Origin of the sequence: Sphingomonas sp. CFBP 13706 (assembly GCF_014842355.1) — a bacterium.
GTDB lineage: Bacteria > Pseudomonadota > Alphaproteobacteria > Sphingomonadales > Sphingomonadaceae > Sphingomonas > Sphingomonas aerolata.
The window spans coordinates 402,972-424,636 of record NZ_JACYVM010000001.1 but is presented as its reverse complement, the minus strand read 5'-3'; the positions used below and the strand labels follow the sequence as shown (position 1 = coordinate 424,636).

Below are 21,665 nucleotides of genomic sequence, written 5' to 3'. Positions count from 1 at the left end.
AACGCGTGCGGAGCGTGACCGTCGTGTTCCGCCGACCGGCGGCGTGATGCATGCCTGATGTCCGCGTTGCGATCAAAGACACGATACAGTCTTGGTTGCGACATGGTTTGTCACAAACCGTGGCTGCGTAACAACAGGTCGAACGCATGACGGTTCGATGACGACTTAGCCGTTGTCGACCCCGTCAAATCCCTGCAGCTTTGCCGGACGGACCATATCCGTCATCGCAAAAAATGCCTCGCAACCCAAAGTGTTGCGGCTCAGGGAGTATCACCATGCGTCTGGACTTTCGCAAACGCCTTCTGGCGTCCACGCTTCTGCTTGGCTTGAGCGCACCGGCCGTCGCGCAGACCGTCGACCCGGCAACGCAGGCTGTGCCGGACGACGCCGCGCCGGCCGATGGCGAGACGATCGTCGTCACCGGATCGCGGCTGGGCGGTCTCCAGTTGCAGCAGGCGTCACCGATCGCCGTGGTCAGTGCGCAGGACTTCGCATTGTCGGGCCAGCCCAATGTCGAGAATGTCCTGAAGGACCTGCCGCAGCTGGTGCCGAGCACGACGGGTGCGTCGAACAACCCCGGGGGCGGGGTGGCGACCGCGGATCTGCGCGGGCTGGGTTCGACGCGAACGCTCGTCCTCGTCGATAACCGTCGCTACGTCGCCTATGACTCGAACCAGGTCGTCGATCTGAACACCATCCCCGCCGGGCTGATCGAACGCGTCGACATCGTCAGCGGTGGCCGGTCCGCGGTCTATGGCTCCGACGCGATCTCGGGCGTGATCAACTTCGTCATGAAGAAGGATTTCAGCGGCGCGGAAATTAATGCGAATTACCGCATCAACGAAGCGGGTGATGGCGGCACGTTCAACGGCAATTTGCTGCTCGGGGGGAATTTCGAGGACGGGCGCGGCAATGCGACGGTCTATTTCGATTATACCAAGCGCAACGGCATCCTGCAGTCGGCGCGCGACTATTCGCGACAGGCGCAGGTCGATGACGGCGAGGGTGGCCTGATCGCAGGCGGGTCGGGCTCGATCGAGGGCACGCGGTTCGCGATCGGCGGGGTGAACCGCAAGTTCGAACCCGATGGGAGCTTTTCGGCCTATAGCGCCGCGACCGACGCCTATAATTACGCGCCGTCCAACTATCTGCAGGTCCCGCAGGAGCGGTTCCTGATGAGCGCGCAAACGCATTACGACGTCAGCGATGCGCTGACCGTCTATGCCGAGGGCCAGTTCATCAACAACCGCGTGAAGAACCAGCTCGCGCCGACGCCGTTCACCGGGTCGGTCTCGCTCGACGCCGATTCCTCGTTTCTCTCCGCAGGCTCGCGCGCGCTGCTCCAGGGGCTCGATACGGATGGCGACGGCTTTGTTACCTCGACCATCTACCGGCGGCTTAGCGAGGTCGGCAATCGCGTGTCGAGCCTCGACAACACTGCCTATCGCACGGTGCTGGGCGCGAAGGGCGATATCGGTGGCGGCTGGAACTACGACGCCTATTACAGCTATTCGCGGACCAAATCGATCGAGAGCCAGACCGGCAACGTCTCGCGCAGCCGCGTGCTCCAGGCACTGCGGACGACCTATGACACCGGCGGCAATCTGGTGTGTTCGGATACGAGCAATGGCTGCGTCCCGCTGAACATCTTCGGGGCGGGCAACATCAGCGACGCGGCCGCCGCGTTCATCACCATTCCGGTGCAGAATTCGAGCACGATCAGCGAGCAGGTCGCCAGCGCGTCGATCTCGAACCGCGAGCTGTTCGATCTGGGTGCGGGCCCGGTCGGGATCGTGTTCGGGACCGAATATCGCCGCGAGCAGGGCAGCTACAATCCCGACTTCTCGCTGTCGTCGGGCGACGTGGTCGGCTTCAACGCGGGCGAAGGCCTGGGCGGCGGGTACAACGTCAAGGAAGTCTATACCGAGGTCGCGGTGCCGCTGCTCGCGGATCTGCCCTTCGTAAAGAAGCTCGAGGTCAACGGCGCCTATCGCTATTCCTATTATTCGACCGCGGCGAAATCGGTGAACACCTATTCGGGTGGCGCGGTCTGGTCGCTGATCGACGACATCGCACTGCGTGGCCAATATTCGAGGGCAGTGCGCGCGCCGACCGTGTCGGACCTGTTCAGCGGCGCGTCGCAAAATTTTCCCGCCGCGACCGATCCCTGCACGACCGCGGTGGCGCTGACGAACACCAATCTGAATGCGAGCTGCCTGTCGAACGGTGTCGCGGCGTCAATAATCGGCACCGCCTATGACGGCGGCAGCACGCAGATCCAGACGGTGAACGGCGGCAACCCCGCGCTGCGCGAGGAAACGTCCGACACCTATACCGCGGGCATCGTGCTTCAGCCGCGCTTCCTGCCCGGTTTCTCGTTCACCGCGGATTACTACAAGATCAAGATCGCGAACTATATCTCGACGGTCGGCACCACCAACCTGATCCGCGCCTGTTACGGCGACGCGGACAATGGCTACACGCCCTATGACGCGAGCTATTGCGGGTCGTTGCCGCGCGATGCGAACAGCTTTGCGATCACCGATGCGGCCAACACGCTGGCCAATACGGGGGGCGTGACGACGCGCGGGGTCGATTTCGAGGCGCGTTACGGCCTGCCGCTCGGCTTCGGGGCGTTCGGCAGCGACACCAGCCGGCTCGACCTGCGCTTCAGCGGTACGCGGCTGATCGCGTTCGACTATAATCCGCTGGCGGCGATCCCCGACCTGACGATCGACTGTGCGGGCAAGTTCGGTCAGACCTGTGGCAACCCCTATGCGAAATGGCGGCTGTCGACGCGCGCGACCTATTCGACCGGGCCGATGACGGTATCGGTGCTGTATCGCCATCTGTCGGCGGTGAAGGACGACGACAGCGCGACGACCTATGCGGTCGAGCGGATCAAGGCCTATGACTATTTCGACCTGACCGCGGCGTTCCGGATCAAGGACGGCTTCACCTGGTCGGTCGGGGTCAACAACCTGTTCGACAAGCAGCCGCCGATTCTGGGCGACAACCAGCAACAGGCGAACACCTATCCGTCGACCTACGACCCCTATGGACGTGCCTTCTTCGTCAGCACGAACGTGAAGTTCTAGGAGAAACGACCGGTACAACTGCGAAACACCCCGCCATCGATCGTGATGGCGGGGCTTTTCGTGTCTGGACGTCGAAGCCGGCAGGTCGTGGAAATATTCGGGACAAACCGCGCTGCGATATCCGGCACGACGGAATGAACCGGGGAGCCAGCCATGCCGATGCCATCACCGCGCACCACCGATTGCAGCGTCGGGCGTCATCTTCCCCGGTCGCGGCACCGCGATGTAGCCGGCGTGTCGATCCAGCGCGCCGCCTGCCGTGGATGCGGGGCGACGATCACCAAATCCGCGCTGAGCCGGCGCTGGATCATATCCGGGATGCTCGGCTGACACCGGCGCCGGAACGGGGAAAGTACGATGAAGATGATGATGACGAAACCGCGTTCGGCACGCTGGCTGGCCGCGATGCTGCTGCTCGGTGTGACCTGCACGGCGAGCGCGGAGCGCCCACGCGGGCCCGAGCGTGGGCCCGCAAATGTCGACGCGATGCAGGCCCGGGAGGCTGACGATATCGCGCTGCTGCTGCACCTGCGGCCCGATCAGCGTGGCGCGCTCGTTGCGTTTCTGTCCGCCTGGGGGCCGCCTCCGCCGCCGCGCGATGGCGGGGAGGGGCCGAACATGCGCCCGGGCCCGTCGATGCCGGGTGGCGAGGATTTCGCCCGCCATCTCGAACGGTTCGAAGCGCAGGCGACTGCGCACGCAGCGCATGACCGGTCGCGCTTGATCGCAGCACGCAGCTTCTACGACAGTCTCGACACGCCCCAGCGCGCGGGGTTCGAGGCGCTGATGCGGCTTCGCCATGCGCCCCCGGGTCCGGGTGGGCCGGGCGGTCCGTTGGGGGCCGGGCCGCCACCCGGCTGATGCGGCCTGTCAGCGCGCGGGCGTCAGCGGTGCCGTCCCGAGTTGGTCGTCGCCGTTGCGCCAGGTGTCGCCGCCTGCGCGCGGCACTTCGCGACGGCGGATCGCGCCGTCGCCATTGCGGTCGAGCGCGGCGAACCGGTCGGCGGCGGCCTTGGCGAACTCCGCCCGGTCGACGCCGCGGTTGAAATCCAGATCCGCCGACGTCACCGGCTCGGGCAGGTCGAAAAGCCCGAAGCGGCCGGCGCCGATCCGCAAGGTCGCGTCGGCGGTGCTGGTCCGGCGGCTGGCGGCGTTGCCACGCTTGCCCGGCCCGGTGTCGGGACGTCCCGCCGATCCGCCGCGTCCTCCACCGCGGACGCGGATTTCGGGGACGAGGATGTTTTCGTACCAGGCGATGTCCTCAGGATCGATCTCGCCATCGCGGCCGCGGTCGAGATGCGCGAAGACCCGGGTCGCATCGGCCTGAAACTCCGCGCGGGTGATCCGGCCATCGCCGTCGCGGTCGGCGCCCTGGAACCATAATGCCTGCGCGGCGCCGGCCTTCTGGGTCGAGCGGAACGGCTCGCCCATCGGGCTGATGAACAGCTGGCCGCGGCCCTGTTGCGGGCGCTGCCGGGCAGGTCGCGCCGGCTCGGGGCTCAACTGCGCTGTTGCCGCGGCATTCGGGGCGGGCGCCAGCGCGGCCAGCATCCCGCCGGCGATCACCGTCCATGCGCGCATCGACATCGGTCTTCTCCTGTCTCGGCGCCGGATCATGCCGGCAGAATGACGCGCACGATCAGACCGCCTTCGGGGCGATTTTCCAGCGTCGCGGCGCCGCCATGCGCATGCGCCACCGCGCGGACGCTGGCGAGCCCAAGGCCGGTGCCACCCGTGTCGCGGTTGCGCGACCGCTCCGCCCGGAAGAACGGCTCGAAGGCATGCGCCGCATCGGCGGCGGAGAGGCCCGGACCGCGATCGCCGACCTCGATCACCACCGTGTCGCGGTCGCGGTAGAGTTGGACCTCGGCATGCCCGGCATATTTGACGGCATTGTCGACCAGATTGACCAGCAACGCCTTGAGCGCGGGCGCATCGCCGTCGATCGCGAGCGACGTACCGGGCGACAATACCACCTGCTCGCCGCGGTCGGCATAATCATCGGTGATGCTTTCCGCGAGCGAGCGCAGGTCGAGCCGCTGGCGGCGGACATGCCGGGTCATGTCGCGGACGAACGCCATCGCGGCGCCGATCCGCTGGCTCATCTCCTGGATATCCTCCTCGCTGGCCTCGCGGATCTCGTCCGGCGCCTTTTCGAGCCGGAGCGCGAGACGCATCAGCGGCGTGCGCAGGTCATGCGCGACCGCGGCGATCAGCGTCGTGCGATCCTCGACATAGCGATTGAGCCGCTCCTGCATGACGTTGAAGGCGGTCGCGGCCTCCATGATCTCGGGCGGTCCGGTCAGCGGGATCGGATCGGCGCGGGGGTCGCGACCGAGCCGGTCGGCGGCGGCGGCGAACAGCGCGACCGGCCGCGCTATGCGTCGTGCTAGCACCAGCGCGACCGGTGCCGCGACCGCCATTGCGACGAGGAACCACAGGATCAGCCGCGCCTGCCACAAGCCGAACGCCGGACGCGCCGGGCGGATCGTCCGCCACTGGCCGTCGGGGGCATGAACCCAGACGACGAACGCGCCGAACAGCGTGTTGTCGACGACCGACTGTGGCGGCATCTTCGGCATGCCCATCGGCATGGGCGGACGAAACGCGCCCGCCATCAAGGGTGGACCATAGCGCCGCGCCTCGACGATCACCGCACGTGCCGGCACGCCCAGATCGGCAGCGATCACCCGGCCGAGATGACGATCACGCGCATCGCCCTGCTCGGTCGGCGGGGCGGTCGCGACCGCGATCGTCAGCAGCCCGCTCGGGTCGCGTCCGGCGCGCACGACCGAGGCGATCCGGCTGGTCGAATAGACCACCGGCGTCGGCGGCGGGACCAGCAGGACGGCGGCGAAATTGAGCAGCTGGACGAGCAGGACGGTGAACAGGATGAACGCGAAGATCCGCAGGAATAGCGGCCAGCGCCGCGGATGCCCGACCCTGGTGCCGGCCGGATTCGCAGCGGCCGTGCGTGGCGGCGTGGTCACAGCCGGATCACGCGGGGGACGAAGAAATACCCTTCGTTGCGGATCGTCCGGATGATCTCGTCCCCGCGCGAACGCAGCTTGCGTCGCAGCCGGCTGACCTGGACGTCGATCGCCCGGTCGAACGCATCGGTATCCGGGCCCCGCGCCGCCTCCAGCAGCGCGTCGCGCGCGAGCACGCGTCGGGGACGCTCGACAAAGGCGCGCAGAACCGCGAATTCGCCATCGGTCAGGTCGACGAGCATGCCGTCGCCGTCGAGCAGCTCGTGCGCAGCGAAATCGACCCGCCAGCCGAGAAAGCCATAGCTGCGGCCGGTCTCGACAGCCGCGCCGTTGCGTTCGCGCAGCGCGGCGCGGACGGTGGCGAGGATCTCGCGCGGGCTGCACGGCTTGGTCAGATAATGACTGGCGCCGATCTCGAGCCCGAGGATCCGGTCGGGTTCGTCGCCCAGCGCGCTGAGCATGACGACGGGGGGCGCGCCCTTGCGGGTCAGACGGCGACAGGCCGCAAGGCCGTCCTCGCCGGGCATCATCACGTCGAGCAGGATCAGCGCGATCGGATGCCGTGCGAGCGCGACGTCCATTTCCTGCGCATTGGTCGCGGTTTCGACGCGGTACCCGTGCATCCCCAGGCTCTGCGCGAGCAGCGTCCGGATCGCATGGTCGTCATCGACCACGAGCAGCATCGTATCGGCGGGTTCGGGAGCGGCGCAGTGCATCGCCGGCCACTATGCCACGTATGTGTTCGCGATGTTTCAGCGATTTCGCATCATGCCACGCCACCGCCGGTCGTTGCCGGCGCGACGGATTGCGCAACATCCAGACATATGCCGGAAAGAACTGACCTGCAGGCGAGGCGCATGATTTTGACCAACAGCGTTTCCGTCGCCGTGCCCGGCCCTGATCTTAATGCCGGCACGCGAGGGGCGGATAACAGCGCGCGAATCGTCATCGTCGACGACGATCCCGGGCTGCGAGAGTTGCTGACGGGGTTTCTGGTCGATCACGGCCTGCGCGCCGAAGCCGTGGCGAGCGGCGCCGCGTTGCGGACCCGGCTCGCGCATCGCCCCTGCGATCTCGTCGTGCTCGACATGATGATGCCCGGCGAGGACGGGCTGTCGGTGCTGCGCGCGCTGACCCAGACGCAGGATCCGCCGCGCGTGATCATGTTCTCCGCGCTGTCGAGCGAGATTGACCGGGTCGTCGCGCTCGAGCTGGGCGCGGACGATTATGTCACCAAGCCATCGAGCCCGCGCGAGATCCTCGCGCGGATCCGGTCGGTGCTGCGGCGGCAACGGGCGCAACTGGCCGTCGGTGCGTCGCCCGATCCTGCCGACCTCGCGGCAGCCGAACGACCCGTTGGCGCCGCAAGTCCCGTGCAGAGCCACGATCTGGTCGGCTTTGCGGGCTGGGCGCTGAACTGCCGGATGCGGACGCTGACCGCCCCCGACGGCACCAATGTCCGGCTGACCGATGGCGAGTTCCAGATGCTGCATCTGTTCGTGGCGCAACCGCAGACGATCCATTCGCGCGACGACATGATCGCGACGCTGGGGCGCAGCGACGGCCCGGCGAAGGGCCGCACGATCGACGTCAATATCAGCCGGCTGCGGCGCAAGGTGCAGCGGCACGACCGCACCGAACTGATCCGGACGGTACGTGGCAACGGCTATATCTTCATGCCGGACGTGTCCCCGCTCTGAGCGGCGGGCGGACCCGGTCGGCGCGTTGCGGGCTGCGGCCAGGAAAATAGCGTTGGGGCGGGATATTGGCGCACGCCGCGACGTTCATGTCCGACCACGGCTTCCCCAGCGTCGAATACCCGGCCTGGTAGGGGGCAAAGACGCGATCGGACAGACACTTCCATGGCCAAGACCCTTGCCGCATTGGCCAGCGACGTGCTGCGCGCCACCACCCGACCCGCGCGCGACGACGTACGAGAGGGGGCGCGCGAGGACGGCTATCTTCGGCTGGAGGATTATGGCGCGCTCGGCGACGGGCGGTCGGTCGCGCTGTCGGGGGCGGACGGGTCGATCGACTGGTGGTGCGTCCCCAATCTCGATTCGCAGCCGCTGTTCGACCGGCTGCTCGATCCGGAGGAGGGGGGACGGTTCAGCATCACCCCGACCGAGCCGTTCACCGTCGAGCGCCGCTATCTGCCCGGCAGCAACGTGCTCGAGACGCTCTTCATCACGGACAGCGGCCGCGCGCGACTGACCGAGTCGATGAACAGCGGTACGGCGGGCCGGTTGCCCTGGACCGAACTCGCACGGCGGATCGACGGGCTCGACGGTGCGGTCCGGTTCAGAATCGAGATGCGCCCGGGACGCAGGGCCAGCGGGGCGAGCCCGTATCAGTCGAAGATTGGCGAATATCCGGTTTTCCATGTCGACCGCGTGCTCGGGCTGTTCCTGCACAGCGATGGCGTGGTCGTGGAACGCACCGACGAGGCGGTGACGGGCGTGCTGACGGTCGCGCAGGGCCAGCGCGAGGTCGTCGCGATCGTCGCGGGTGAGGACGAGCCGCTGGTCGTGCCGACGATCGCCGACATCGACGAGCGTATTGATATTTCGGACGCGGAATGGCGGCAATGGTCGCACCGGATCGACTATGACGGCGAACGGCGCCCCGCGTTCATCCGCAGCGTCCTCGCGCTGAAGCTGCTGCTCTATTCACCGACCGGTGCGATCGCAGCCGCCGCGACCACCTCGGTTCCCGAAGGGATCGGCGGCAAGAAGAATTACGACTATCGCTACGCCTGGATCCGCGACGCCGGCTATACGATCAAGGCGTTTCTCGCCGCGGGGGCGCAGATGGAGGCCAAGGCGGCATTCACCTGGCTGCTGAAGCGACTGGCCGAACACGGGCCGCGCGTCTGCTATACGCTCGACGGCGCACTGGTCCCCGATCTGAGCGAAATCGACGTGCCGGGATATCGGCGGTCGAAACCCGTGCAGGTCGGCAACACTGCGACCGACCAGAACCAGCACGGCGTCTATGGCGACATATTCGAGACCGCCGCCCGCTTCGTCAGTTGCGGCAATATCCTCGATGCGTCGAGCGCCGAGCTGCTGTCGCATCTGGCGGACCGGTGTGCGGACGCGTGGCGGCAGAAGGATGCCGGCATCTGGGAGCTCGAAGAGTCGCAGCATTACACCATGTCGAAGATCAGCTGCTGGCAGGCGCTGGCGCGCGCGGTCGAACTGGCGGACCAGGGGCAGTTGCCGACCACGTGCCGCGACCGCTGGTCGCGCGAACGCGACCGGATCGCGCGGTGGATCGAGGATGAATGCTGGTCCGAGACCAAGCAGGCGTTCGTCTTCTACCCCGGCAGCGACAAGCTCGACGCGTCGCTCGCGCTGGCGGTGCGGTTCGGCTTCGACGGGCGCGAGCGGCTGGAAAAGACGCTCGACGCGATCGACCGCGAACTGGGGGCGGGGCCCTATCACTATCGCTACACCGACGTGTGGGCGGAAGAGGGGTGTTTCCTGGCGTGCACCTTCTGGATGATCGAAGCACGCGCTCTACTTGGCCAGCGTGATCTGGCAGAGGCGGCGCTTGCGGGCATTTCCGAGGCGCTCGATCGCGGCGTCGGGATCATGACGGAGATGGCCGATCCGAAGACCGGGATGTTTCTCGGCAACCTGCCGCAGGGTCTGTCGCACCTTGCGCACGTCATGGCGCTCGACGTGCTGGGCGGACAGGACGCCTGCTAGAAGTGCGGGCGGCGGGGCGTCTCACCGCCCCGCCGTCAGCCTGTCGCCGGACGTGTCAGCCCGCGTCGACGCCCTGTTTGCGCGCGCCGGTGATCATGCGCGCGGCGATCTGACGCACGCCGGCATCATCCTTGGTCTCGTCGGTCGCCGGGTCGCCGAGATGGTCGAGGCTGGCTTCCATGAAGTCGAGCAGCCCAGGGTGCTGCGCCTCGACATATTCCATCAGTTTGAACAGCAGATGTTCGGACGCGATCTCGCGCTGGCGGGCCATGATGGCGGTAGTGTCGGTCATGTCGAATTCCATGGTGTCGGGGAGGGAGTAAAGACGGTCGCAGGGGCGGGGCGGTCACCGTGTCGTCCGCCCCGCCCTCACGGCGTTTAGCGCTCTGCCACCTCGGAGGCGTCGAACTCGGCGAATGCGGCCTTGATGTCGCTGGCGCGCCCGGCGTCGGCGATATCGACCGAGACGATGATCTTGCCCTCGAGCGCGGCGTCGGCGCGCGACGCGGGCGTGGGATTATCGCCTGCGGTGTCGGCGCCCGCGCGTTCGTCGCCAGCGCTATTGTCCGCGCCGTCGGTCGTGATGAAGATGTCGGTCCGCTCGACCTGCATTTCCTGGACGAGACGTTCCACCGTCATCTCGGCTTCACGGCGCGTGTCGAACTTGGCTTTGAGAGTGGTCGGCATCAATGGCTCCTCGGGATGCGAAAGGTCCTGCACGACGGGCTTTCGGCCGTCCTGCAACGCGTGATGACAACGCGCATCGGCGGATTTCGCCCAGCCGTTTCGAAGAATTTGACCCGGCGGCAAAGGCGGATCGCCGATTTAGGGCTCACTCTGCCGGACCGGGCGAACAAGACCTGCTTCCGTGCGTTACACGGTGATTCCGGGAGGTGACGCCATGATGCAGGATGATGAACGATGGATGCGCGAGGCGATCGCGATCGCACGGTCGAAGGGATCGGATCCGTCGACCTCACCACTGGGTTGCGTGATCGTGCTCGACGGCAAGATCATCGCGGGCGAACGGAACCAGACGCACGAGCTTCCGGACGCGACCGCGCACGCGGAGATGATGGCGATCCGACGCGCCTGCGAGGATACGGGCGAACTCGAACTGCGCGGGGCGACGCTCTACTCGACATTGCAACCCTGCGGGATGTGCACGATGGCGTCGATCTGGTCGAAGGTCGGGCGCGTCGTCTATGGCGCCGGCCGCGACGACGTGCATCCGATGTATTTCGAGGCGAAGCACGTCGACACGCTCGCCTTCATCCACGACGCCTATCGCGACGATATCGTCATCGAGGGCGGGTGCCTGAAGGCCGAATGCGCCGTGCTCTATTATGGCCCCGACGCGGAGCTGCCGACCGACGAACAGGCCAATCTCTGACCTGAGGCGACGCGTCGGGTCAGGACTTTCCGACGCTCATGCCGCAACCCCGGGCGCGTCCTGGGCGCAATAGCGATCGACGAACGCCTGGTGCGGGGGCAGCCGCTCAACCTGTTGTGCGATCCCCGCCTTCAGGTCCGCGAGTGACGATCCGAGCCGTTCGGGCGGCATCATCCGCGCGAGGCGATGCCAGTCGCGCGGCTCGAGCCGCTGGCCCAGCATGACCTGGGTCCAGGAACTGACGCGGAACAGGTCGTCCGGCGACTGATAGGCCTGCGCTGCGTCGGCGAACAGCGCGATGCGCTCCGCCAGTGTGTCGGGGATCGGCATTGCGGCACAGGCCTTCCAGAACGGTTCGCTGCGCTGGTTCAAATGATAGTGGAGGATGATGAAATCGCGCACCCCTTCGATCTCGCGCCGCGTCTGCGCGTTGAACTGCGTAACGACCGCGGGGCTGATCCCGTCGAAGGGGAAGGCGCGGAGCAGCCGCGTCAGCGCGGTCATGACGAGGTGGATGCTGGTCGATTCGAGCGGCTCGACGAACCCGCCGGCGAGGCTCAGCGCGATGCAATTGCCCTCCCACGCGCGCAGGCGACGACCGGTCGTGAAGCGCAGCAGGCGCGGGTCGGTCAGCGGTTGGCCCTGGACGGACGCCAGCAGTCGGTCCTGGGCCGCATCATCGGAGAGGTACTCGCTCGAATAGACGATGCCGTTGCCGACGCGGTGCTGCAGTGGGATCCGCCACTGCCAGCCGGCATCGTGCGCGATCGCGCGGGTGTAGGGCCGGGCGGGCTCGACCGACGTCGTCTGCACTGCGAGCGCACGGTTAGCGGGAAGCCAGTGGCTCCAGTCTTCATAGCCGACACCCAGCGCATCACCGATCAGCAGGCCGCGAAACCCGCTGCAGTCGAGAAACAGATCGCCTGCGACACGCGAGCCGTCGGCGAGGATGACCGCATCGATATGGCCGGTCTCGGCCGAGCGATCGATCCCGGCGATCCGTCCCTCGATCCGGGTCAGCCCCGCGGTCTCGCAGCGCTCGCGCAGGAAGCGGGCATAGCGGCCCGCGTCGAAATGATAGGCATAGTTGAGTTGGGGACCCTGCTGACCGATGGTGAAGCGGCGCGCCTCTGCGGCCTGGAGTTCGAGGCAATAGTCGCCAAAGTCGCCGGCCAGACCGTTGGCGCGCGCTTCGAGCCAGAAATGCTGGAAGTCGCCCATCCAGGTGGACCGCCCGACATCGCCGAACGAATGGACATAGCGATCGTCGGGGCGTGCCCAGCCCTCGAACGCGATGCCGAGTTTGAACGTCGCGCCGGTGGCGGCCATGAACGCGCGCTCGTCGAGGCCAAGCAGTGCATGAAAGGCCTGGACCGTGGGGATGGTCGCTTCGCCGACGCCGACGGTGCCGATCTCGTCCGACTCGATCAGCGTGACGTCGACCAGCGCGCCGAGCTGTCGCGTCAGCAGCGCCGCGGCGAGCCAGCCGGCGGTGCCGCCGCCGGCGATGATCACACGGGTTTTCGGCGGGGTATCCATCGCATATCCCTTCATCGATTGAGCCGTTGCAACAGCGTGGCGCGCAGCCTTCGCGCGGCCATCGCATCCAGCGGTGCGAGTGCGCCGCGCGCGTCTGCCGGCAGATGCGCGCCGGCGCGCGCCGCATCGCCGAAGACATAATAGTCGAACAACGCCTGCCAGCCGCGCTTCTCATGCTCGGGCCGGTCGCGCAGGCTGAGCAGGCCGTGCAGCAACGTGTTCTGCGGCGTGTCCATGAAGCGCGGCGTCGTGTTCCACCAATAGTTGATCATCGCGTTGAACGGATCGAGCGCCTCGACCTGGTGCCACCACAAGGCGGGGTAGATGAGCGCGTCGCCGGCCTCCATCTCCGCGACTTCGGCCACGGCCAGCGCATCGGCAAAGCCGGGATGGCGGGTGAAGTCGGGGGCGTCGAAATCGACCATCGAGACGACCTGGCCCGCGGGCGTCGGTTCGAGCGGCCCTGGATAGAGGTTGGCGACCTGATCGGGCGGGAAGAGCGTGAAGCGCCGCCGCCCGACCAACGTGACCGCGATGTTGTTCGACATGTCGTGATGCGCCGACGCGGTCGTCCGGTTGCCGATCCAGATGCTGACCAGCGGCGGATGTTCGATGAGTTCGGGGTCGCCGAAGGGGAGCACCGCCTGGCCCCGGAGGCCGGGGAGATACTGATCGATGTCGGTCGAGCCGATATAGATGCTGGGTGCGGCAGGATCGTCGATGCTGGCGAGAAGCCGGTCGAGATAGGCGGACAGCGACCCGCGCTCGCGGGTGAAGTTGAGCGCGGTGCAGTCGGCCGTGTATCCGAAGCGGCCGCCTATGGCGGGGTCGCCGATATAGGCCGTCACCGGCTGGCCGCCATCGAACTGCTTGAGCCAGCCGACTGCGGCCGCGGGACCCTGACGGGCCGCGGCGACGAGCGGCACGTCGCGCGCGAGCCCTCGCAGGATCGTCGGGCGGCCCTCCGCGATCAGATCGGCGACGGGCAGGGTCCGCGCGTCCGCCCCTTCGATCACGCGTGTCAGGCGGGTGATGTCCGGCACCGGGGTCAACCGACGGCCGCGAGCCGCTGTTGCTTGTGTGCAATCAGCTGCTGGATGTTGCCGAGCGATGACGCGGCGAGGATGGCGAGCCGCAGGATGCCCGAGCGGTGCAATTGTTCGAGCGGCGGGCCGTTCAGCGCCGCAAGCTGCTCGAGGTCGACGACGAGCACGTCGGGTACGGTGTAGCGGCGCTCATCGCTGACATCGATGGTGAGCGTGACCGGCGCGAGCAGGCCGGTTTCGTCAAGCGCGGCATAGGCGGCGGGCGCGGATTCCATCCCCTCGTACAGCAGCCGCAACACGCCGGTGACGTGATCGAGATAGGGGGTGTTGCCGCCATGCTCGAGGAACAGCGGCAGGCCGGCCGGGTCACCGACGCGCGGATCGTCGAGATCGACCTGCAACATCGCCTCGCCGACATCGTCCTGTGCGGACCGGGTCATGCCGATGGAGAAGGGACCGCGCCGGTGGCTGGCGGGAACGTAGCGGCTCGTCCAGCGGTCGTCGGTGAGAAAGAGATTCTCGTCGCGGTCGAGCCCCAGCAGCGCATAGGCCTGAAGACCCTCGTCGCGGCGGCGGAACACGATTGCGAATTCGCGTTGCAGTTCCTCGAATTCGGCGGGGAAGACCAGCGCCTGATTGGCCGCGTCATTGAATGCGGCGCCGGCGCGCGGGCTGACGCGCAGGTCGGCATGATCGATATTGTTGATCTGTACGGGGTTCATCCGCTCCGGTCCCTTTTTGTCCGGGTCTATCAGCCAGGCGGCAAGGGACAACAGGAAAAGGCCGCGGCACGGTGCTGCGGCCCCTCCATTGCCCGATGCGGTGTCCGGCGCGCGCCGAGGCGCACGCCGGCCTGTGCTCAGAAGCGGTAGCGCGCGCCGAGATAGAAGCGCGGCTTCAATTCCTGCACATAGACCAGATTGGTCTCGGTGCGGGCATATTGGCGGAACGGCTCGCTCGTCAGATTGACCGCCTCGAGCGAGATCGAGAAGCTCTGCGCGATGTCGTAGCTGATGCTCGCGTCGAGCGTCCCGAAGGCTGCGGTGAAGAGCGGGTTGCGGTTGCCGCCCTGGTTTGTGCCCGACAGATATTTGTCGCGCCAGTTGTACGAGACACGCGCCGAAAGCCCGTTCTTGTCATAGATCCCGGTCAGGTTCGCGCTGTCGCCGAGGCCGGTCAGTGCGAAGATGTTGACGTTGGGATCGGCATAGGGATCGACGTTCACGTCGCCGTTGACCTTGGTGTACGACACCGCAAAGCCGAAGCCGGTCTGACCGAAGAAGTTGGTCCAGGCGACTTCGAACCCGTGGATGTTGCCCTCGCGGTTGTTGACCGGGCCGCTGATCGCGAACTCGAACAGGGGATCGTTGGGATCGGCGACGATATCGACCGCATTGGCCAGATCGACGACGAACTGCGTCCTCAGGCCACCCGTTGCGGGATCGATGTTGTTCTGGAACGCGGCGGATGCGGCCGCCTGGTTGCCGTTATTCTGCGTCAGCAACGCGGTGTAGGAGAACAGGTTGATATCGCTGAGCGGGAGGCCGTTGGCCTGGAGATAGGCCAGCGCGGTACCCGAGCGCGAACCGGCAGCGCCCGAACCCGGGTCACGCAGCCCGAACAGATTGCCGCTGGTGACCTGGTTGCCGATGAAGTTGCGGACGTCCTTGTTGAAGAAGCCGACCGACACGAAGCTCGTCGGCTTGTAATACCATTCGAGCGACACGTCGAAATTGTCCGAAACCAGCGGCAACAGCGCCGGATCCTGACGCGTTGCGCCCGCAGGGGCCGCACCGAGCGCGGTCGGGCGGTTCGGTGCCCCGGCGCTGACGGAGGCAAAGAGGTTGCCATAGTCGGGACGGGCGAGCGTGCGGCTGAACGAGGCGCGCGCCATGACGTTGTCGATCGGTTCGATGTTGAAATCGAGCGATGGCAACAGATTGTCGTAGCTCGCCTTGACCGTGACGGCGCCGCTGGGCGGCCCGCCATCGACCGCGAAGTCATTGTCCTGCGACCAGCGAATGCCGCTCGGCACCGACTGGATGCCGATCGACTTGACCCGCGTCTTTTCATAGCGGGCGCCGATCAGCGCATTGGCGCGGCGTCCGCCGAGTTCACCGGCCCAGGTGATCTGGCCATAGGCCGCCCAGGTCTTCTCACCGACGGTATCGTCCGAGGACGGGCTCGGCGAGACCGCGTTGCCGCGGGCGGCGTAGAAAGGCTCGAAGATGTCGAGCAGATCGACCGCGTTGGCGCGGAAGGCGACCAGTGACGAGCCTGTCGACTTCGGATCATATTTGTCGAACTTGCAGGTCAGGCAGAAGGTGTCGACGAGATCGCCGGCGAGTTCTGCGACGCGACCGGTATCCGTGATGCCCCAGTCACCGAGCGTCTGGATCGTGTTGACCGTGGTCGAGCGCATGTTCGCATCGATATAATTGCCGCCGACGTTGAACTTGCTGCCCCCGCCCAGGTCCCAGGCGACGTCGCCGCCGAACTGGTTGATCCGGGCTTCCTGGGTCGACGTGATCTTCCGTGCGACCTGGCTGCCCAGATCCGCGATGTCGAGCGTGTTGTTGCAGTTGCCCCCGCGACCACCGTTGGTTGCGGTGCAGTCGTTGATCGTCTCGGACTGCTGCGGGAAGCCGGTGGTGAAATCGACTTTGTGCGAGGAGCGTACCGGCGCACCGATCGAGATCGTCGTCGCCGACGTTCCGTTCGCGTTATCCGGATTGGTCTTCGACTTGGCATGGTTGGCGTCGAGCGTCAGTCGCAGATTGTCGGTGAAGTCCCACTTCACATTGCCACCGACCGAATAGAGCTCGGTCTTGGTCGCGAACCGCTGCTGCTCGTAACCCTTGTCCGCCTGGATCGACTCGGCGAGGATCACCGCGCTCTGCATCTGCTTGTTGTCGTCGAAGGTGACTTCGGTGAACGGACGCTGGAACCAGTTGGTCTGCTCGCTGCGCTCTTCGCTCAGCTTGTTGCGGGCATACATGCCGTCGATCGAGATTTCGAACCGGTCGGACGGCTTGAACTGGATGTTGGCCTGGCCGTTCAGACGCTCGCGGCGGTTCTCGGAGAACTGGTACCGGCTGTCGTTCGGTATCTGGACATATTCGGTCGTCGGGCGATTGGTGATCACCGTCGTCGGCCGGATATAGGCGCCCGCGGTGTTGAGGAAATCGGCCAGCGGCACGATGTTCCAGTAATTGGGGTTGGACTGAACCGAAGCGGATTCGCGCAGCTGATAGCTGCCGAACACATTGACGCCGAAGGTTTCGTTCGGGTTCTTGTAGTTGATCAGCCCGGACAGCTCTGGCGTGATCTTGCTCAGATCGCCTTCCGCCTTCTCGACCGAGCTGTCATACAGCCCCTTGGCACCAATCGACCCCGAAAGGCCGCTCTCGTTCGACGACAGCGGTCGGCGGGTGACGACGTTGATCGCCGCACCGATGCCGCCCGACGGGATGTTGGCGCGGCCGGTCTTGTAGACCTCGAGCGTGGCGACACCCTCGGATGCGAGGTTCTGGAAATCGAACGAACGACCCGTACCGGTCGCAAACGCGTTGCCGGTGCTCGTGTCGATGCTGGTCGCCGGAAGCTGGCGGCCGTTCAGGGTGACGAGGTTGAAGCCGCCGCTGAAGCCGCGGACGGCGACTTGCGAGCCTTCGCCGTTGGCGCGGCTGATCGAGACGCCGGTGACGCGCTGCAGCGATTCCGCGAGGTTGGTGTCGGGGAACTTGCCGATATCCTCGGCCGAGATGGCGTCGACGACGCCGGCCGAGTTGCGCTTGATGTCGATAGCGCGACCAAGGCTGGCGCGGATGCCGGTGATGACGATCTCGTCCCCGGGGGCCGATTGTGGATCCTGGCTCGCGGTCTGCCCTGCGTCTTGCGCGGTGGATGTCGCCGGAAGCGCTGGCTGCGCGGCAGTCGCAGGCGACCCTGTCTCGGTGCCTGGCGCCATTTGCGCGAAGGTCTGTGCCGGATTCAGCAGGCAAACGGCAACTGTGGCAATCGAACTCGAACGCACGAGTGCATTGAGTATGGACGAACCCCTCATCATTCTCTCCCCCTTTGCGGCATGACCGCAGCCCTTCCGAAACCGCTCTTATTGGCGGTGTGTGATAGGGCTACCATGGGCACGAATACTGTCAACGGTAATCTGTATTCTGTGTCGCGTATTTTAGACACAGTGGCAGTAAAGCCATAGCCGATAAAATAACTTAAATATGATTATTTAATACTTGAGACAGGGAGAGACCTGCCCCGTCATTGGAAAGCGGGGCGGGGCCTGTTCAGGCAGGTTCGGACCAACCGCAGGAACGGGCGAACCGATCACCCGGTCCGGCGGCACAGGCGGGGGACCGGCGCGACCGTCATGCCGGGCGCGTGCTCAGCGCTGCGGCGTGGTGAACAGCGCGAGCGGCACCGCGGCACCCATCGCCCGATAGCCCGCTTCGGACGGGTGAAGATGATCGCCTGAGTCGAACGCCGGCGCGAGACGGTCGGGACGGCGCGGATCGCGCATCACCCGGTCGAAGTCGATCACCGCATCGAAGACGCCCGAGCTGCGGATGAAGCTGTTGACCGCCTGGCGATCGGCCTCGAGCGCGGCGTCCGGGTGATAATAGTCATTGCCGCCGAACGGCATCACCGTGCCGCCGATGATCCTGATACCGTGCGCATGCGCGCGTTCGGCCAGCTGGCGGAAGCCGGCGGTCAGCTGCGCGACGAGCGCCGCATGGTCTTCGGGCGATGCCGGAGCGTCGCGCGTCAAGACGCCGAGATCGTTCACCCCTTCGAGAAGGATCGCCCAGCCGATGCCGCTGCGCGCGATCACGTCGCGGTCGAACCGGGCGACAAGGTTGGGGCCGAGCCCGTCGAGCAATATCCGGTTGCCGCCGATGCCGGTGTTGACGACGCCGAGTGTGCGTGTCGCCGGCGTCGCGCGCAGCCGTTCGGCGAGGATGTCGGGCCAGCGGGTGTTGCGTTCCGGGGCGACGCCATAGCCGTCGGTGATCGAATCGCCGATCGTAACGATCGTCGTCGGGCGTGCCGCGCCGGTGACCTGGGCGACGCGGGGACCCGCCACCTCGACATCGGCGAGCGCATACCAGTGCGGTGTCGCGGTCGCGCCTGCGAGGAGCGAGTCGGCAACGTGATTGCCCGCAACCGTGAAGCTGGTGGCCCGCGCACCGGGATGCCCGGTCTGGGGCGTGGCGGGATCGGGCAGATAGAGGCTGACGGCGAGGTCGGCCCCGGGCGCGAGCGCGAGCGCGATTGGATCCGAATAAATCTCCCCACCCGCCGGGATGACCGCGGTCACCTGTCCGGCAAAGCGCAGTGTCGTGCCGCCCGCGATACGCGCGGTGCCGAGAGCGGTCGGCCGGGCAATATGCGCCGCGCCGATCCTGAGCGGCTGCGTGCCGAACGCGTTGGACAGCCGTACGCGGACCTGCGTGCCGCCAGCGGATAGACGGACGACCTGTCGCAGCGTGATCGCGCCGGCGCGGTCGGCCGGCAACGCATTGTCGCCGGTCGCGATCATCTGCGCAGAGCCCCAGCTCCCGGTCCACCGCTGAGCCGGCGCGGCGCGCTGGGCATCCGCGCCGGTCGCGAGCAATGCTGCCAACAGCCACGCCGTCGGCCTGGCGACCGAAGATCCTACCGTCATCGCTTTCTCCATAAGGCCGCTCATTGCGGGTTGCCCGGCGCGTAGGCGGGGTGCTGCGCCTTGTACCAGTCGAGGTCATGCGCGGGCGCAGCGGCGCCGGCCGGCAGCGATCGGCCGTTCACCGACATCCAATAGGCGAGGCTGGCATCGCGCCACCACCGGGCCTCGCGCTCCTGGACGCCGAGATAGGTCGCGGTCTTGGCCCAGCGTTCGGCATCGACCTGGCCGCGCAATCCGTCCCAGCGCTGGCGCATGTCCGCGACATAGCCGACGCCGCGATCATAATCATGGACCATCTCGGCCCAGAGGCTGCGCCCCGATGCCATCGGCCGGTCCCATGACACGTGATGGAACCACAGCAGGTCACGCTCCGGCGTCGTCGTGGGATCGGCGAGACGGCGCGCAAGCTCTGGCGCATATTGCGCGACGGCGTTGCTGCCGGTGCGCGTCCGGTCGAAGCCGATTCCGGCCTTGTCAGCGCGGTGGTAATAGACCGGATTCCATTCCGGACGTTTCAGGTCGGCGACCCACGGGCCGGGCCCGTAATGATGGCCCGTCGCCATGACATGCGCGAGCCCGAGCGGCGTCATATAGTCGACCACCGCCTCGCGCGAGCCCATCATCATGTCCGTCACCGGTGCGACGATCGCGGGGTTCGGCCCGAAGGTCATCGCCGCCCATTCGCGCGCAACCGGCTGTGCGCCGATCGTCGGATCCCAGGCCATCCGCCCGAACGTGAACCAGTTCGCCTGATTGAACGTCGATCCGGCCCAGTCGCGGTCGCGGCCGATATTGGCAACCCCCGCCATGCCGGTCAGCGCGTGGCGATTGACGCCGCCCTCGACGATCTGGGCGACCGTCGCGTGCTTACCACCGGCGAAGGTCTCGCTGCCCAGCGTCTCGGCAAAGAGCGGCCCGAGATAGGCGAGGTGCGTCGCAAAGCCGAGATATTCCTTCGTGATCTGGAACTCGAGCATCAACGGTGTCCTGGGCATTGCCCCGAACAGCGGATGGAACGGCTCGCGCGGCTGGAAGTCGATCGCGCCGTTCTTGACCTGGACGATGACGTTGGCGGCGAACTTGCCGTCGAGCGGCTTGAACTCGGTATAGGCCTGTTTCGCGCGGTCGTCCGGGTCGGTATCGGCATAGACGAACGCCCGCCACATCACGATGCCGCCATGCGGTGCGACCGCCGCTGCGAGCATGTTCGCGCCGTCCGCATGGCTGCGGTGGTAATCGCGCGGCCCAGGCTGCCCCTCGCTATTGGCCTTGACGAGAAAGCCGCCGAAATCGGGGATCGCGCGGTAGATCTCGTCGCTCTTCGCCTTCCACCAGGCCGCAACCTGGGGGTCGAGCGGGTCTGCCGTCTTCAGCTTGCCAAGCTCGATCGGCGCCGAGAACCGGGCCGACAGATAGACCTTGATGCCATAGGGGCGGAAGACATCGGCGAGTGCGGCCGCCTTCGCGATATAGCTGGCGGACAGGCTGTCGGGCTTGGCGTTGACGTTGTTGAGGACGGTGCCGTTGATGCCGATCGACGCATTGGCGCGCGCATAGTCGGTGTAGCGGGGATCCTTGAAGTCGGGGAGCGTCCACCAGTCCCAGAGCGACTGGCCCGCATAGCCGCGCTCGACCACGCCATCGAGATTGTCCCAGTGGTTCAGCACGCGCAGCTTCACTCGCGGTGCCGAGGCGAGCGCGATCCGGTCGATCCGCCCGCCGGTCTGGATGTGGCGCAGCAGCGCGAAGCTGCCGTAGAGCACGCCGCGGTCGGTACGCCCCGTCACCAGCGTGACGTCGCGGCCGCCGAGACGCACCTGCCGCACAATGTAGCCTTCGTCGCCAAGGTCGTTCAGCGGCAGCCCGAGCCGGCCAACGTCAGCGTCTGCCGAGGTCGCCAGCAGGATCGGATGCGGGCTCGGACCCATGGCAAGAGCGTGTCCGGTCAGCCCCGCGAGACCGCGGCGAAGCTCGTCCGCGGCGACGCGCAACGTCGCCGACTGGCCGCGCACTTCGACCGATTCGGCATCCCGGTCGAGCGCCGTCGCCGCCTCTTTCGCCAGGGGACGGTAACGCATCCAGAGGTCGTAACCGTCCTCCGCCTGCGCCCCGGTCGTACTCGCCATCGCAACCGCGACCGCCACGCAAAGCCAACGCACTCGCATCATTCTTTCCTCTCCCGGCACAGCCTCCCGCATTGACAACG

The 21,665-nt window shown here is 66.6% G+C and carries 17 protein-coding genes; 6 read left to right on the top strand and 11 right to left on the bottom strand.

The genetic code is table 11. The features are described from left to right. The first annotated feature begins 326 nt into the window (after positions 1-326). From IFS44_RS01875 to IFS44_RS01865, 3 genes are all read left to right on the top strand, one after another. The gene (locus IFS44_RS01875) at positions 327-3,098 is read left to right on the top strand and encodes a TonB-dependent receptor (protein WP_244649817.1); all 2,772 of its coding nucleotides are present in this window, start codon (positions 327-329) and stop codon (positions 3,096-3,098) included. Positions 3,099-3,251: 153 nt separating this feature from the next. After that, positions 3,252-3,428: a hypothetical protein gene (locus tag IFS44_RS01870; RefSeq protein WP_192070341.1), complete on the top strand. Its 177-nt coding sequence runs from the start codon at positions 3,252-3,254 to the stop codon at positions 3,426-3,428. A 27-nt stretch (positions 3,429-3,455) separates the two neighbouring features. Continuing rightward, positions 3,456-3,959 carry a Spy/CpxP family protein refolding chaperone gene (locus tag IFS44_RS01865; RefSeq protein ID WP_192097278.1) on the top strand — a complete coding sequence of 168 codons (504 nt, stop codon included), beginning with the start codon at positions 3,456-3,458 and terminating at the stop codon, positions 3,957-3,959. A 9-nt stretch (positions 3,960-3,968) separates the two neighbouring features. Here IFS44_RS01865 and IFS44_RS01860 read toward each other — a convergent pair whose 3' ends face one another. From IFS44_RS01860 to IFS44_RS01850, 3 genes are read right to left on the bottom strand one after another with little or no spacing between them, the layout of a single operon-like run. Then, entirely contained in the window at positions 3,969-4,685 is a 717-nt protein-coding gene (locus tag IFS44_RS01860) for a hypothetical protein (RefSeq protein WP_244649815.1), read from the bottom strand. A 26-nt stretch (positions 4,686-4,711) separates the two neighbouring features. Further along, complete coding sequence (locus IFS44_RS01855; RefSeq protein WP_192097277.1) at positions 4,712-6,088, bottom strand: ATP-binding protein; 1,377 nt, start codon at positions 6,086-6,088, stop codon at positions 4,712-4,714. Continuing rightward, entirely contained in the window at positions 6,085-6,804 is a 720-nt protein-coding gene (locus IFS44_RS01850; RefSeq protein WP_037528413.1) for a response regulator, read from the bottom strand. Before IFS44_RS01850 ends, IFS44_RS01855 begins: the two co-directional genes overlap by 4 nt. 141 nt (positions 6,805-6,945) lie before the next feature. Between IFS44_RS01850 and IFS44_RS01845 the strand changes: the two genes are divergently transcribed. Together IFS44_RS01845 and IFS44_RS01840 are read left to right on the top strand one after the other, a co-directional pair. Continuing rightward, positions 6,946-7,788, top strand: a complete 843-nt coding sequence (locus tag IFS44_RS01845) for a response regulator (protein WP_192097276.1) — start codon at positions 6,946-6,948, stop codon at positions 7,786-7,788. 162 nt (positions 7,789-7,950) lie between these two features. Then, positions 7,951-9,801 carry a glycoside hydrolase family 15 protein gene (locus IFS44_RS01840; RefSeq protein ID WP_192097275.1) on the top strand — a complete coding sequence of 617 codons (1,851 nt, stop codon included), beginning with the start codon at positions 7,951-7,953 and terminating at the stop codon, positions 9,799-9,801. Positions 9,802-9,856: 55 nt separating this feature from the next. Here the strand turns inward: IFS44_RS01840 and IFS44_RS01835 are convergent, their stop codons facing one another. Both IFS44_RS01835 and IFS44_RS01830 read right to left on the bottom strand, forming a co-directional pair. After that, positions 9,857-10,093, bottom strand: coding sequence for a hypothetical protein (locus tag IFS44_RS01835; protein WP_037528414.1), 237 nt, complete (start codon positions 10,091-10,093; stop codon positions 9,857-9,859). A gap of 86 nt (positions 10,094-10,179) precedes the next feature. Continuing rightward, positions 10,180-10,488: a hypothetical protein gene (locus IFS44_RS01830; protein WP_031441090.1), complete on the bottom strand. Its 309-nt coding sequence runs from the start codon at positions 10,486-10,488 to the stop codon at positions 10,180-10,182. 214 nt (positions 10,489-10,702) lie between these two features. Here IFS44_RS01830 and IFS44_RS01825 point away from each other — a divergent pair, with 214 nt between their 5' ends. Then, the gene (locus tag IFS44_RS01825) at positions 10,703-11,194 is read left to right on the top strand and encodes a nucleoside deaminase (RefSeq protein WP_031441091.1); all 492 of its coding nucleotides are present in this window, start codon (positions 10,703-10,705) and stop codon (positions 11,192-11,194) included. A gap of 36 nt (positions 11,195-11,230) precedes the next feature. Here IFS44_RS01825 and IFS44_RS01820 read toward each other — a convergent pair whose 3' ends face one another. The 6 genes from IFS44_RS01820 to IFS44_RS01795 form a co-directional block, all read right to left on the bottom strand. Then, entirely contained in the window at positions 11,231-12,748 is a 1,518-nt protein-coding gene (locus IFS44_RS01820; protein ID WP_244649813.1) for a tryptophan halogenase family protein, read from the bottom strand. Next, positions 12,745-13,776: a cupin-like domain-containing protein gene (locus IFS44_RS01815; RefSeq protein ID WP_192097273.1), complete on the bottom strand. Its 1,032-nt coding sequence runs from the start codon at positions 13,774-13,776 to the stop codon at positions 12,745-12,747. The genes IFS44_RS01820 and IFS44_RS01815 overlap by 4 nt, the downstream gene beginning before the upstream one ends. A 5-nt stretch (positions 13,777-13,781) precedes the next feature. Beyond that, positions 13,782-14,501, bottom strand: coding sequence for a SapC family protein (locus IFS44_RS01810; protein WP_192097272.1), 720 nt, complete (start codon positions 14,499-14,501; stop codon positions 13,782-13,784). A 137-nt stretch (positions 14,502-14,638) separates the two neighbouring features. Next, positions 14,639-17,749 (bottom strand): TonB-dependent receptor, encoded by a 3,111-nt coding sequence (locus IFS44_RS01805; protein WP_244649812.1) that lies wholly within the window; start codon positions 17,747-17,749, stop codon positions 14,639-14,641. A 429-nt stretch (positions 17,750-18,178) separates the two neighbouring features. After that, positions 18,179-19,459, bottom strand: a complete 1,281-nt coding sequence (locus IFS44_RS01800; protein ID WP_192097270.1) for an SGNH/GDSL hydrolase family protein — start codon at positions 19,457-19,459, stop codon at positions 18,179-18,181. A gap of 20 nt (positions 19,460-19,479) precedes the next feature. Continuing rightward, on the bottom strand, positions 19,480-21,624 hold the full coding sequence (locus IFS44_RS01795; RefSeq protein ID WP_244649880.1) for an alpha-glucuronidase family glycosyl hydrolase: 2,145 nt from the start codon (positions 21,622-21,624) through the stop codon (positions 19,480-19,482). Positions 21,625-21,665: the final 41 nt, after the last annotated feature.